This is a genomic window from Saccharopolyspora sp. NPDC049357 (assembly GCF_040677225.1).
Taxonomy (GTDB): domain Bacteria; phylum Actinomycetota; class Actinomycetes; order Mycobacteriales; family Pseudonocardiaceae; genus Saccharopolyspora.
The window spans coordinates 118,047-131,862 of sequence record NZ_JBFAQJ010000009.1; the positions used below are offsets into that span (position 1 = coordinate 118,047).

Sequence of the window (13,816 nt, forward strand, 5' to 3'; positions counted from 1 at the left end):
GCACCTCGACGGCGTCCCCCTCGAAACGGGGCGCATGCCGGTTAGGGCGCTGCTGGCCTGCCTGCTGCTGGAGCCCAACCAGGTCGTGCCGATGGACCGGCTGATCGACACGCTGTGGGACGACGGACCGCCCGCCAGCGCGCGCACCATCATCCAGGGCTACGTCTCGCGGCTGCGCAAGTTCTTCGGCCACGACGGCCCCGAGATCATCACCCGGGCTCCCGGATACCTGCTGCGCGTCAACGGCGACCGGATCGACGCCCACCGCGCGCGCAACCTCATCAACCGCGCCCACGGACTCGAACCCGCCGAACGATCACGCCTGCTCACCGAAGCCCTGTCGCTGTGGAGCGGGCCGGTGCTCGCCGACATCGCAGGCAGCAGGCTCTACCGGATGGTGGCGCCCAACCTCGACGAGCTCCGGCTGCTGGCGCTGGAGGAGCGGATCGCCGCCGACCTGGAACTCGGCAGGCACCACCAGCTGATCGCCGAACTGTCCACTCTGGTCGACCAGCACCCGATGCGGGAACGGCTCACCGGTCAGCTGATGCTCGCCAACTACCGCGCCGGTCACCGGGCGGAGGCGCAGGCCCGCTTCCACGAGCTGCGGCACCGGTTGTCCCACGAGCTCGGCATCGGTCCCGGCCCCGAACTGCGCGAGCTCTACGAGAAGCTGCTGCGCGACGACCCCGCGCTGCGCAACCACCCCAGCCGCGTCGAACCCGGCCTGGGGATCCGCCGTCCTGTGCCCGCCGAACTCCCGCCCGCCCCGGCGGGTTTCGTCGGCAGGCGCCTGGAGCTGTCGACGCTGGACGCGATGCGGGCGACCAACGAGGAGGGCTTCAGCCTGATCACGGTGCTCACCGGCACCGCGGGCGTCGGCAAGAGCGCGCTCGCGCTGACCTGGTCGCACCGGGTCGCCGAGGAGTTCCCCGACGGCCAGCTCTACGCCTCGCTGCGCGGCTTCGACTCCGAGCACGAACCCCTCACCCCCGGCGAGGCCCTGACCAGCATGCTCAAGGCGCTCGGCGTGGCCGCCGACGCGATCCCCGTCGAGCTCGACGACCGCACCGCCCTCTACCGGTCGCTGCTGGCCAAGCGGAAGGTGCTGGTGCTGCTGGACAACGCCCGCGACTCCGACCAGGTGCTGCCGCTGCTGCCCGGCAGCGCCGCCTCGATGGTCGTGGTGACCAGCAGGCGGCGGCTCGACGGGCTCGTGGTGCGTTCGGGAGCCCGGGTGCTGCCGCTGGAGACCCTGTCCACCGAGACCGCCATCGAGCTGCTCGACCGCGCGGGCGTGCCGGGCAAATCCGCCGCCGAACCCGACGCCGCCGCCGAACTCGCCGAGCTCTGCGGCGGACTCCCGCTGGCGCTGCGCATCGCCGCCGCCCGGCTGGCCGCCAACCCCGCGCGGGGCGTCTCCGACCTGGTGCACGAGCTCACCGACGAGCGAACCCGGTTGCAGGCGCTGGACATCGACGACGACGCCGACACCAGCGTGCGCCGCGCCTTCGACATCTCCTACCGCAGCCTGCCGCCCCTGCACGCCGAGACCTTCCGGATGCTGGGCCTGGTCCCCGGGCAGACCTTCACCGCCCACGCGGTGGCGGCGCTGTGCTCGACCGATCCGGCGGGCGCGCAGCGCCGGCTGCGCGCGCTGGCGCTCGCGCACCTGGTCACCGAGCCGGAACCGGACCGGTTCGGCATGCACGACCTGCTGCGCGCCTACGCCCGCGAACTCCCGGCGGGCGAAGGCGACACCGAGGCGCTGCGCCGGCTGCTGCACTACTACCTGTGCGCCGCCGACCACGCGCGCCGCTTCCTGCGCCCGGCCCGCGACGAGCTCGACTTCTCCGACGCCAGCGAGCACCACCCCGAGATCGGGTCCCGCTCGCAGGCCCTGGAGTGGTTCGACGCCGAGTGGCCGAACCTCGTCACCGCGGTCCGCGCCGCCAACGCCGCCGGGCTGCACGACCTGGCCTGGCCGCTGGCCCGCCTGCAGTTCAACTACCTGATGGTCCGCTGCCCGTGGGAGGACTGGATGCGCGTCTACTCCGACGGCGCCGATTCCGCCCGCGCCGTCGGCGATCCCGTCGGCAAGGTGCTCATGTCCGCCGGTCTCGGCGTGGCCTGCGCCCGATCCGGCAACCTCGACGAGGCCCTGGCGCACTACGAGGAGTCCTACCGGGTCGCCGTGCAGACGGGGGATTCCGAGCGGTTGGCGATGACCCAGGTCAACCTCTCCAGCGTGCTGTTCCGGCTGCGCCGCTACGAAGAGGCCAAGGTGCACTCCAAGGACGCGCTCAAGGTCTACCGCTCGCTCGGCGACCGCTACTTCGTGGCGGGCGCGCTGAACAACCTCGCGATGGTCGAGCAGGTCAACGGCGAGCTGGAAGCCGCGCTGCGGTACCTGCGCGAGGCCGAGGACCTCTACCGCGAGGCCGACGACCTGGAAACCCTGGCCATGGTGCTCAACAACTGCGGCGAGGTCAGCATCGAGCTCGGCAGGCTCGACGACGGCGAGCGCTTCCACCACGAAGCCCTCGACGTCGCCCGGCAGTGCGGCTCGGTGGTGCGCCAGGGTTCGGCCAACCTCGGACTCGGTGACGCGGCGAGGCTGCGCGGCGAGATCTCGGTCGCGCGCACCCGCTGGGAGACCGCCCTCGCGATCTTCGAGATGGAGGGATCTCCCAAGGTCAGAGAGGTCCGCCAGCGCCTCGACGAGATCGCTGGACAGGGCGTTTAGTCCGCGTTTAGCGGACGTGTAGTCCCGGCTGGGAACTTGATCGTGCGGATCAATCCGTGTGCTTGATCCGCACAAGGGCGGCTCTGGGGGAAGTCCAAGGGGGGATTGTCGCCCCGGTCGTCCCGGCCGTACGCGGTCGGGACGACCACGAGGGGGTCAAGGGCATCCGGGACTCCCGGGTGTGGGGGTGTGCAGGCGCTCGGACGGTTCGGGGGAGCCGCCCGAGCGCCTGTTTTCTTCTCTTCTTCTGACCGTGGTCGTCCTGCTGGGCGGTGCGGGTGCGGGAACCTGAGCCGCGCTGTGGACTCCGCGCGCCACTCCTGATGTATGCCAATACACGGCGTCGCGGCGTGCTCGCCACAGCACGGCTCAGAACCCCCGGCGGTGCAGGTTGCTCAGGTGGGGTGAGGAGAAAGCGCCTTCGGCGCTTGCCTGACGATCTCCTGCTGGCCTTGCGTGATGCCTAACCGCAGTTCGTGGGGAGTTCTTCGAGGCAGGGGCGTTTGGCTGTGCGGCCGTCTCCGCTGGAGACTCCTCGGAGGCGGCGGCTGATCCACGGGGCCAGGTACTCGCGGGCCCACTTGATGTCCTCGGCGGCCTGCTCCTGCCAGCTGCGCTCGTCGAGGTCCGGCCACGGCTCGTTCCAGTCCTCCGAGGTCGGCAGGCCGAGGGTCTCGCAGGCGCGCAGCGCGACCCGGCGGTGGCCGTCGGCCGACAGGTGCAGCCGGTCCTCGCACCACGCGCGGGGGTCCTGCAGGACCCGCATCGACCACAGGTCCATCACGTAGCAGCCGTGCGCGTCGGCGATCGAGCGCAGGTGCGAGTTGTAGGTGCCGACCTTGCCCCGGACGTGCTTGAGCACGGGGGTGCGCGCGGTGTCGAAACCCGTGCCGATCAGCACGTCGGCCCCGGTCGCGCGGATCCGGCTCACGGCGTCGTCGAACAGCGCCGCCACCAGGTCGGGGTCGCTGCCCGGTCGGATGATGTCGTTGCCGCCCGCGGTCAGCGCGACCAGCGACGGTTCGAGCTCGATGGCGTGCGGCACCTGGTCGGTGACGATCTGGCGGATCAGCTTCCCGCGCACCGCCAGGTTGGCGTAGCGCAGGTCGGGGTTGTGCTCGGCGATGTGCAGCGCCAACCGGTCCGCCCACCCCCGGTAGACGTCGGTCTCGGCAGTGGCATCAGCCAGACCTTCGGTGAAGCTGTCTCCCAGTGCGACGAAGCTGCTCCAGCGCCCCGATCCCATTCGACTCGTCCCTCCTGCTCATCCCCGCACGCCCGTGGTGGTGCGAAATCAACAGTGGCCCTCGGGAACGTACCTACGCCACCGAAGGTTCCCGCCAAGTGACAAACGGCACTGGACAGTCTAGAAAATATGTCCGATTGGTCTGTTGACTTTGCTGAAACGATGCTCATCCTTGATGCGCGGTGTATCCGCTCGTCACGGGCCGAGAACCTGGATCTTGGCGGGAAACACCGATACGGGTGAACGCCAGCTGCTAATGTCCTTCGGCGGTAGCAGAAGTGACAAGGGGGCTCACGATGACGCGATCGCTGCAGGTCACAGCTCGACGCGCGTCCGCTCGCAGGACGCCGGAGCGGGTGTTTCGCGCGCTCTTCGTCGTGTCCGGTTGATGGGGAACGACGACATGGGGCATTGCGTCGATTCCACGAGGGCCGCGACTCTGATCGTCGGTCTCCGCAACCGTCCTGCAGATCTGGGGGAATCGTGACGGCACCGCAGAATCCGGCGTCCGCGCCGGGGCCGGCGGGCTTCGAGGCACCGAACCGGCGAGCTCCGGAACCGGGAGGCAGGCGCCGAGCGGACCCGCCGTTGCGAGGTTCGCTGAGCGACGCCGGACCCGGAGGTCCGCCGCCCGCACCTCCCGCGCGCCCGGCTCCGCCCGTGCAGCGCCCGGGGCACTTCGACGTGCGCGCCGAACTGGCCGCGCTCGCCACCGAACCGCACCCGTTCGCGTTCTGGCAGCGGGCGGAACAACTTCCCGACCGCTTCGAGCAGGAGCACCGCGGGTCGGGACCGGTCAGCAGGCCCGTCACCGAACCCTCCCGCCCGTCCACCGGCGGATTGCCCTCGCTGTCGGGCGATCTCGGTGGCGCTCCGGCGCGCCCGGCCGAGATGTCCGGCTCCCTGGAGCCCGACGAACCGCGTCACGGCCGCCCGGAGAGCGCGAGCCTGAGCGGTTCCCTGCTCCGGCCCGCCGAGAACACCCGCCCCGCGCCGAATCCGGCTCCGGACGGCGGTCCGCAGCCGCAGGTTCGCGACGGGGTTCTGCGCGGCCCGCTGGCCGACGGCCCGCCGAGCGGCCCGGTTCCGCAGCTCCCCGAGGCACCGCCACCCGCGGAGGCGCCGCGACCGCCCCACCCGCCGATGGCCCAGCCACCCATGCCTGAGCCGCCGATGCGCGAGCAGCCGATGGCCCAGCCACCCATGCCTGAGCCGCCGCTGTCCGAGCCGCCGGTGGCCCAGCCGCCGAGGCCCGAGCCGCCGCTGCCTGAGCAGCCGACGGCGCACCCGCCGATGTCCGAGCCGCCGATGGTGCACCCGCCGAGGCCAGAGCCGCCGGAAGCGCCCTTCGACGAGCAGGCGTCGTCACCGCCGCGCCCGGACGTCGCTCAGCGCCCGGACGGCCCCCCGCCGCCGAGCCCGCCCGCCGGGATGCCTCCGGCCGGTCCGCCGAGCGGTCCGCGCCCGCAGGGTCCGCCGCCGGGTCCGCCGAGCGGCCCGATGCCGCAGGCAGGACCGCCACCGGGGCACCAGGCCCCTGCCGGGCCTCCGCCTCCGCCGCACCCCTCGCCACCTGCGGGAACGCCTGCGCCGCCGAACGGCGGTCCGCAGCGCCCGCCGCGTCCGCAGGGCCCGCCGCCGATGGCGCCGCCGCCACGACCGGGACCCCCGCCGGCTCCGCAGCAGCAGCCCGAGCAGCCGGTCGCGCAGCAACCGCCGCGTCGGCCGGAACCTCCGCGCCCACCGGAGCAGCACCCGGCGGAACCGCCCCAGCAGCAGCCGGATCAGCAGCGTCCGAAGAGCAGGACGCTGCGCACGCCGAAGATCAGCGAACGCGCCGACGGCGGGTTCGGCCCGATGGGTTCGGCCGGCGCCTGGTCGAACGGCACGGGTCGCGCCGGGTACGGGCGCAACACCTCGTGGTCGGCCGACGACTTCAAGGAAGAGCGCCGCGAGGGTGGTGACGACCTGCGCGCCGGTTCCGGTTACAAGCCGGGCGAAACCGGCAGCGGTGCCGTCCCGCAGTTCCTCATCGAGGCCGACGAGCTGTGGGACGACGATGACGGCGGTCGACTCGTGGCACCGCCGGTGCTCGGCGAGTCACCGGCGAGCTTCCGGGACTTCTGACGCGGCGAGACCCGTGGCGAACCGGCGTTCGGGCCGGTCGCGCCGGGGCGCACTGTTAACACTGGCTACCGCTGACGCGAAATGTGAGCTGTGATGGTTGAGACGATCACCTTGTCGGCCCCCGCGGTCGATCTGCTCGGTGAGCAGCTGAACCTCACCGTTCGGCAGTACCCGTTCGAGCTGCCGCGCATCGCGGAGCTCCCGGAGGACCGCAACGTCGTCGCCCAGCGGGTGTGGCAGGAGCTGGAGTCCGCGGGACTGGCCCGCAACGGGCGCCCGGAACCCGAGGTCGAAGACGCGCTGTACCTGCTGTGCAGCTCGGAGGTGTCGATCGCCGCGGCCGGGCTGCTCGACGTCCGCGCCGGGCACCGGCTCGCGGCGCGCGTGGTGGCCACCGGCGAGGTCGGCGTGCTCGGCATCTTCGACGGCCGGGGCATGCGGATGACCTTCCTGCCCCCGAGCGACCTCCCGCGCACCGCCGCCGACCTGCTGCCGGACGCCCCGGTCGGCGCGGGCCCGGCGTTGCGGGCGGTGGCCGACCGGCGCGGCGGCATGCCCGCCGACGCCGACATCGAGGGCCTGCCCGAGCTGCGCGCGGTGACGTCGCGGCCGAAGTTCCGCTTCGGCCACTTCGTCGTCGCGGGTGCCCGGCGGGCGCGCGTGCCCAACCTCATCTGGTTCGACACCGACCAGGGCCGCTACGCGATGCGGGGTGAGCGGGTCGACGGCCAGGACGCCGTGGCCTGCCAGCCCGCCGACAAGCCGACGATCGCGGCTGAGATCGCGACCCTGGTGGAACGAGCCCGCCGCCTCGGGTAGAGGTGGGGTGACCGTTTCGCCGGGAGAGCCACCCGGTCGAGAGGCCGGGGTTTGGCCCCCCGTGAAAGTTAGGGCAGGCTTAGTGTCGTGACGCAGGGGCAGACGGACACGGGCCGGGACGATCGCGATTCGTTCATGCGGTTGCTCGGCGGGCGCAGCAGCGCGATCGACGCGAGCCTGCCGCCGGTCGCCTTCGGCGCCGGCTGGTTCTTCGGCGGCGAGTCCATCGTGATCGGCGGCGCGGCAGCAGTGGTGGTCGGTGCCGTCCTCGGCGGCTACCGGCTCCGCAAGGGCGCCCGCCCGCTCGCGGTCCTGATCAGCTTGCTGGCGGTGATGCTGGGAGCGCTCATCGCGATCCGCACCGGCGACGCCGCCGACTTCTTCCTGCCCCGCCTGGCCAGCAACGCGCTGAGCGCGCTGGCCTGGATGACCAGCATCGCGATCCGCTGGCCGCTGCTCGGTGTGGTCGTCGGCGTCGCGCTCCGGCAGGGCCGCAAGTGGCGGCGCGACCCGGATCTGATGCGCGCCTACAGCCGGGCCAGCTGGGTGTGGGTCGGCCAGTACGTCGTACGGCTGGTCGTGTTCATCCCGCTGTGGCTGGCCGGTGCCACCGGCGCCCTGACCATCGCGCAGGTCGTGCTGACCTGGCCGCTGGTGGCGGTGTGCATCGCGGCGAGCTGGTGGGTGCTGCGCAGGTCGCTTCCCGACGATCACCCGGGCATGGGCCATCCGAGGGAGCCCGCGATGTGACACCTCCGGGGCGCGGGCGCACAATGCGCTCATGTCTCTCGGCAGCGTGATCACCGCGATCGTGACCCCGTTCGACGACCGGCAGAAGGTCGACGAAGAAGCGTTCCTGAACCTGTTCCGACACCTGCTGGCCAACGGCTCCGACGGGATCGTGGTGTGCGGCACCACCGGCGAGGCGCCGACGCTGTCGGACGCCGAGCACCTGCGGCTGGTGGAGCTGGCCGTCGGTGAACGTCCCGAAGGCGTCACGGTGATCGCCTCGACGGGCTCCAACAACACCGCGCACGCCTGCTGGATGACCGAACGCGCCACCGAGATCGGCGCCGACGGCATCCTGTCGGTGACCCCGTACTACAACAAGCCCAACCGGCGCGGACTCGTCCGGCACTTCACCGAGATCGGCAAGGCCACAGACAAGCCGGTGGTGCTCTACAACGTCCCGTCGCGGATCGGTCTGTCGCTCGACCACGACCTGCTCACCGAGCTCGGCCAGGTCGACAACCTCGACTACGTCAAGCAGGCCGACAACGACGCCCTGGCGCAGATCGACGGCCTCGGCCTCTACGCGGGCAACGACGACGGCCTGGCGCAGGCCCTGGACCTGGGCGCCGTCGGCGGCATCCTCGTCGCCAGCCACCTGGTCGGCCCCCGGATGAAGCAGATGGTCACCGATCCGGCCCGCCGCTCCGAGATCGACGCCTCCCTCAAGCCGCTCTACTCGGCTCTGAGCGTCACCACCAACCCCATCCCGGTCAAGGCGGCGCTCAACCTCCTCGGCCACGAGGTGGGAGCCCCGCGCCTCCCCCTGGTCGAAGCGGACGAGTCCGAGCTCCAGGTCATCCGCAACGCCCTCGCCGAGGTCGGCCTCCTCTGACCGAACTCCAAACCCCCGATCACCCAACCCCCAACGCCGCCCCAGGCGTCATCGACCGTGTCCGTCTGGTGACCCGGAACACCCCGATGATCAGTGACCCGATTACCGGGGTGTTCGGTGACCAACCCGGATTACCGCCGTAATCCGGGTTGGTCAGGCTTGGGGGAGGAGGGTTTTGTGGAGGGTGATGGGGTCTTGGGCGAGGGGGAGGGCGGCTAGCCAGGCTGCGGCCGCTGCGCCGGAGCCCGCGGTGCGGGGTTCCGGCCAGGAGCGGGCTTCGAGCTCGGCGCGCAGGGCCTGGCCGATGCGGTTGTCCGGGTGGAGCAGGCCACCGGCAAGGACCACCGGGGAGTGCTGATCGGGCCGGGCCGTCGCCGCGGTGTCGGCCAGCAGGACGGCGGCGCGGTGCACGATGTCCTCGGCCGCGTCGTCCTCCGCGCCCGTGACCAGCGGTGCGAGCTCGGAGAGGTGGATCGGCTCGCTCGCGTTGGCCGCCACGATCACCGCCTTGCGCTCCGGAGCAACCCCGAGGTGGCCGCACACCGCCGCGACCAGCCCCTCCACGGGAGCACCGCGCTCCAGCGCGCGCAGGGTGGCGCGAACGGCTTCGCGGCCCAGCCAGTAGGCCGAGCCCTCGTCGCCCAGCAACCAGCCCCAGCCGCCGATGGTGGCCGCCGTGCGGTGGTCCTCGACGCGTTCGGCGACCGCGCCGGTACCGGCGATGAGCACCGTGCCCCTCGGCTCCGGTGTCCCCGCGGCGAAGGCGACCACGCCGTCGCTGACGGGCGTGGTCTCGCAGCCCAGCCCGAGCCGGGCCCACTCGCTGCGGAAGAACTCGCCGAACGCGGGATCGGCCATTCCGCTCACCCCGGCCATGCCGAGCACGCATCCGCGCACTGCCGCCGGGTCGTGGCCGCCCAGCGCCTCGCGGGCGGCGGCGGCCATCTGCGCGACCGCGTCGGGCGCGGGGTGCGAGTTCGGGTTGCCGCCCGCCGCTTCACCGGTGCCCAACGCCCGGCCGGTCAGGTCGCTGATCAGCGCGCGACTGCTGGTGCCGCCGACGTCCAGACCGAGGACGAGGGTCCTGTCATCACCGTGCATGGGCTCTTTGTACTCTCGCGCGGCGCGATCGGCGGGCGCCGCGACGGGAAGTGGCCAATTCGAGCCCTGGTCTCCGAAGCGGTGAGCAGCTATACATCGACACGTCGTTTCATCCGTCGGGGAGAAGAGAAAACATGGGCGACTCCTGTACGAGCGCCTGCCGCGTTCAGTCTGCTGTGGACATTCGCGGAGGCGCTCGATGACCGTGGACACCCACCATCACCTGTGGGATCTCGACGTCCGCGACCAGCCTTGGATGACCGGCTCGGAGATGGATCCGCTGCGCTGCGACTTCCGACCGGCCGACCTGCAGGCCGCGATGCGCGGGACCTCGGTGGACGCGACCGTGCTGGTGCAGACGGTCGCCGATCCGGACGAGACCCCCGAGATGCTGGTGCTGGCCGAGACCGTCGACCGGGTGGCCGCGGTCGTCGGCTGGGTGGACCTCACCGCCAAGGACGCCCGCGAGCGGATCGGCCGGTTGCAGACCCATCCCTCCGGCGGCTGGTTGCGCGGCATCCGGCACCAGGTCGAGGACGAGCCCGACCCGGACTGGCTGATCAGGCCGGACGTGCTGGCCGGGCTCGGTGCGGTGGAGGACTCCGGGCTGCTCTACGAGCTGCTCGTCCGCCCGCACCAGCTGCCCGCCGCGATCAAGGTCGCCGGGCAGTTCCCGCAGATGACGTTCGTGCTCGACCACTGCGCGAAACCGGACGTGGCCGCCGGAGAGCTCGAACCGTGGGCGAGCCGGATCCGCGCGCTGGCCGCGCACCCGAACGTCGTCTGCAAGCTGTCGGGGCTGGTCACCCAGGACGACTGGGCGGCGCAGCCGGATCCGTCCCGGCTGCGCGCCTACGCCGAGGTGGTGCTGGAGGCGTTCGGGCCGAGCCGGATCATGTTCGGCTCCGACTGGCCGGTCTGCCTGCTGGCCGCCTCCTACACCGAGGTCCTCGGCGTGGCCAAGGACCTCACCGCCGGGCTCAGCGATGCGGAGCGGGTGGCGGTCTTCGACACCACCGCCCGCGAGATCTACAACCTCTGATCCTCGGGGGTCACGTCGTCTTGGTGACCTTCTGCAGGCCGCGGGGGTTGTCGGGGTCGATGCCCCTGGCCAGTGCCAGGCCCAGGGCGAGTTGCTGGGCGGGCAGGATCTCCAGGATCGGAGCGACCTCCTCGGCCGATTCCGGGACCGGGATCCGGTGCGCGGCCGGGGTTTTCGACGCCGCCGAGCCGATCGCGCAGATGTCGGCGCCGCGCTGGTGCACGGCCTCGACGACCTCGCGCGTCGACTCGCCGCCCAGGCCCGCGCTGCACAGCGCGAGCACCGCGGTCTCGGCGTCGATGGCGGCGACCGGTCCGTGCAGCAGGTCCGCGCCGCTGTAGGAGCGAGCCGACAGGTAGCTGGTCTCGGCCAGCTTCAGCGCGGTCTCGTGCGCCGTGGCCAGCGAGTACCCGCGTCCGGTGGTGACCATCCGGCCGGCGAAGCGGTACCGCTGCACGGCCTCCTCGACCGGGTCGGCCGCGTCGGCGAGGGTGGTGGCCGCGAGGTCCGGGAGGGTTCGGGCCAGGGCGGCGTCTCCGCCGCGAATGGCATCGATGAGCAGGTACAGCGCGAGCAGCGTGGCGCTGTAGGTCTTGGTGGCGGCGACCGCCTGCTCCGCGCCGGCGCGGATGTTCAGCGACAGCTCGGCCGCCGAGGCCAGCGGGGAGTCGGTGGTGTTGGTGACCGCCACGGTGAGCGCACCGCTGGCCCGGCCGGACTCGGTGACCGCGACCAGGTCGGGTGAACCGCCGCTCTGGCTGACGGTCAGCAGCAGCACGTCGGTGAGGTCGGGTCGCGCGCCGTAGAGCGTGGTGGTCGAGGGCGAGGTCAGGCCGACGGGCAGTTGCAGGAGCACCTCGATCAGGTACTTCGCGTAGAGCGCGGCGTGGTCGCTGGAGCCGCGCGCCGCGAGCAGCGCGAAGCGCGGGCGGCGTTCGGCGACGACCGCCGCGACCTCGGCGAACTGCGCCTGCCCGGCCAGCAGGTCCGCGAAGATCGCGGGTTGCTGGCCGATCTCGTGCTTCATGTGGGTGCCGGGGGTGGCGGACATCTCGGCCCATCCCTTCCATAAGGTCCAGACCAATTCTACCCGGTCCGGAACCGGAGAGCAGCATCGTTCGTCCGATGGTCGGCTTCAGCACGGCCGCTGGAGCGTCACGGATTGTGGTGAGCGACACTCATTGTCAACAGGAATCGGCGTTAGTGTGCACGCACACCAAAGTCTGAATTGATCAGTGCGGACGATCTGCCGGAGACGCGTTTCGCGGGGCCGCGCAGTCGGGCATGCTCGGAGGTCAGGCTGCGGCGGGTAGGAGGAACGATGCTCGACACGACCGTGTCCGGCGGGGCGGATTCGCAGGGCCGCGCACCACGGGAACCGAAGTACTGGGGGCTCAAGCAGCACCTGCTCGACCTGCTCCGGTCGATGCCGCCCGGTTCACCGATTCCGACCGAGCGCTCGCTGGCCTCCGAGTTCGACGTCTCGCGCACCACCGTCCGCCAGGCGCTGGCCGAGCTGACCGTCGAAGGCCGGCTGCTCCGCGTGCAGGGCAAGGGCACCTTCGCCGCCAAGCCCAAGGTCGCCCAGCGGCTCCAGCTGTCCTCCTACACCGAGGACATGCGGGCCCAGGGCAGGCAGCCGACCTCCCGGCTGCTGGAGGTCGTCGAGGAGGCCGCCGACGAGGAGCTCGCCGTCCTGCTGGGCACCAAGGCCGGTTCCGCCGTGCTGCGGCTGCGCAGGCTGCGGCTGGCCGACGCCGAACCGATGGCGATCGAGACCACGCACCTGCCGCTGGCCCGCTTCCGCGGCCTGACCGCGAAGCTGGAATCGGGCGGGTCGCTCTACCAGGTGCTGCGGGAGACCTTCGAGGTCGAGCTCGGGCACGCCGAGGAGACCATCGAGACCGCCCTGGCCAGCCCGGAGGAGGCCGAACTGCTCGGCTCCGACGTCGGCCTGCCGATGCTGCTGCTGTCCCGGCACTCGTTCGACACCGAGGGGCGCCCGGTCGAATGGGTCCGCTCCATCTACCGCGGTGACCGGTACAAGTTCGTCGCGCGACTCAACCCTCCGGCCTGATTCCATAACTGTGCGCAATCGCGTTTTCGCGCAGTGACACCGCTTTTCGTTACACGTCGTGGGAGTCCTCACGAAAGCCGCCGAGGCGGAGAAATCCGGCCCCGCACGCGCGTTGGTGATGCAGATGTGCGACTCCAATTGCGTGTGTGAGGGAAATGGCGAGGGGCGGAGCGGATTCGGCTGAAGATCAGCCGGAGAAGCAGAGCGAGAAGAAGACGCAGGTGTCACCGGCGCAGGTCGGCGGTGCGGCGCTGGCGTCGGTGACGGCGGCCTTCCTGGGCTCGCGGCTCGGGGTCGCGGGAACCGTCGTGGGCGCGGGCCTGACCAGCGTGATCATCACGATCGGCGGCGCGCTCTACCAGCGGTCGATCGAGAAGACCAGGGAGAAGGCGGTGGTCGCCGCCGCGCGCGCCTCGGTGCTGCGGCAGCGCCGAACCCAGTCCGCCCAGGTCACGGGCACCGAGGAAGCGACCCGGAAGATCCAGGTCTCGGGCACCGAGGAAGCGACCCGGAAGATCCAGGTCACGGGCCTGCAGTGGCCGGGTGGCGAAGCCGTCGAGGAGTCCTCCGCCGAGAGCTCCGGCACCCGAACCGTGCTCTCCCCGCCGGTGCCGCGCCGCAGGTGGGGGCGCTGGACCCTGGTCGGCGCGACCTGCGCGGCGGTGTTCGCGGTGAGCATGCTGCTGGTGACCGGCTTCGAGGGGCTCACCGGCCGCCCGCTGTCGGGTGGTGACGGCACGACGCTCGGGAAGGTGTTCCAGCCCGCGCCGCGAGCTCCGGTCAAGACCGCGCCCGTCGCGCCCACGACCAGCGAACCGGCGCCGACCAGCGAGACGCCGTCGCCGGAACCATCCGCTCCGCCGACCAGCTCGCAGCAACCCGCCCCGAGCGAGCCGCCGACGCAGCAGCCGAGCGAAACCGGTTCGCCCACAACGCAATCCTCGACCACCGAACCGACCTCCGAGTCGATCGCTCCAGGACTGCCGCTCCGATAACTGCGAAAAACGGTGAAATGATCCTGATTCCGGTGCTGA

General features: G+C 71.7%; 11 protein-coding genes. 8 read left to right on the forward strand and 3 right to left on the reverse strand.

Features of this window, described 5'->3' with window-relative positions; all coding sequences use genetic code 11:
• Positions 1 to 34: 34 nt before the first annotated feature.
• Complete coding sequence (locus AB0J91_RS10465; RefSeq protein ID WP_363866369.1) at positions 35 to 2,746, forward strand: BTAD domain-containing putative transcriptional regulator; 2,712 nt, start codon at positions 35 to 37, stop codon at positions 2,744 to 2,746.
• Between the two features lie 463 nt (positions 2,747 to 3,209).
• Here AB0J91_RS10465 and AB0J91_RS10470 read toward each other — a convergent pair whose 3' ends face one another.
• Positions 3,210 to 3,992, reverse strand: coding sequence for an SGNH/GDSL hydrolase family protein (locus AB0J91_RS10470; RefSeq protein ID WP_363866372.1), 783 nt, complete (start codon positions 3,990 to 3,992; stop codon positions 3,210 to 3,212).
• A 588-nt stretch (positions 3,993 to 4,580) separates the two neighbouring features.
• Here AB0J91_RS10470 and AB0J91_RS10475 point away from each other — a divergent pair.
• From AB0J91_RS10475 to dapA, 4 genes are all read left to right on the forward strand, one after another.
• A complete protein-coding gene (locus AB0J91_RS10475; protein WP_363866374.1) occupies positions 4,581 to 6,119 on the forward strand; it encodes a hypothetical protein in 1,539 nt (512 codons plus the stop codon).
• A gap of 93 nt (positions 6,120 to 6,212) precedes the next feature.
• Entirely contained in the window at positions 6,213 to 6,938 is a 726-nt protein-coding gene (locus AB0J91_RS10480) for an ESX secretion-associated protein EspG (protein ID WP_132676607.1), read from the forward strand.
• Positions 6,939 to 7,073: 135 nt separating this feature from the next.
• Entirely contained in the window at positions 7,074 to 7,688 is a 615-nt protein-coding gene (locus tag AB0J91_RS10485; protein ID WP_363866516.1) for a DUF3159 domain-containing protein, read from the forward strand.
• 31 nt (positions 7,689 to 7,719) lie between these two features.
• A complete protein-coding gene (gene dapA, locus AB0J91_RS10490) occupies positions 7,720 to 8,562 on the forward strand; it encodes a 4-hydroxy-tetrahydrodipicolinate synthase (RefSeq protein WP_363866377.1) in 843 nt (280 codons plus the stop codon).
• A gap of 153 nt (positions 8,563 to 8,715) precedes the next feature.
• Here dapA and AB0J91_RS10495 read toward each other — a convergent pair whose 3' ends face one another.
• Positions 8,716 to 9,663, reverse strand: coding sequence for a BadF/BadG/BcrA/BcrD ATPase family protein (locus AB0J91_RS10495; RefSeq protein WP_363866380.1), 948 nt, complete (start codon positions 9,661 to 9,663; stop codon positions 8,716 to 8,718).
• 199 nt (positions 9,664 to 9,862) lie between these two features.
• Here AB0J91_RS10495 and AB0J91_RS10500 point away from each other — a divergent pair, with 199 nt between their 5' ends.
• Complete coding sequence (locus AB0J91_RS10500) at positions 9,863 to 10,705, forward strand: amidohydrolase family protein (RefSeq protein ID WP_363866383.1); 843 nt, start codon at positions 9,863 to 9,865, stop codon at positions 10,703 to 10,705.
• 10 nt (positions 10,706 to 10,715) lie between these two features.
• Here AB0J91_RS10500 and AB0J91_RS10505 read toward each other — a convergent pair whose 3' ends face one another.
• Complete coding sequence (locus tag AB0J91_RS10505) at positions 10,716 to 11,756, reverse strand: SIS domain-containing protein (RefSeq protein ID WP_363866386.1); 1,041 nt, start codon at positions 11,754 to 11,756, stop codon at positions 10,716 to 10,718.
• Between the two features lie 270 nt (positions 11,757 to 12,026).
• Here AB0J91_RS10505 and AB0J91_RS10510 point away from each other — a divergent pair, with 270 nt between their 5' ends.
• Positions 12,027 to 12,782 (forward strand): GntR family transcriptional regulator, encoded by a 756-nt coding sequence (locus tag AB0J91_RS10510; protein WP_132676617.1) that lies wholly within the window; start codon positions 12,027 to 12,029, stop codon positions 12,780 to 12,782.
• A gap of 221 nt (positions 12,783 to 13,003) precedes the next feature.
• On the forward strand, positions 13,004 to 13,777 hold the full coding sequence (locus AB0J91_RS10515) for a hypothetical protein (protein ID WP_363866389.1): 774 nt from the start codon (positions 13,004 to 13,006) through the stop codon (positions 13,775 to 13,777).
• Positions 13,778 to 13,816 lie beyond the last annotated feature (39 nt).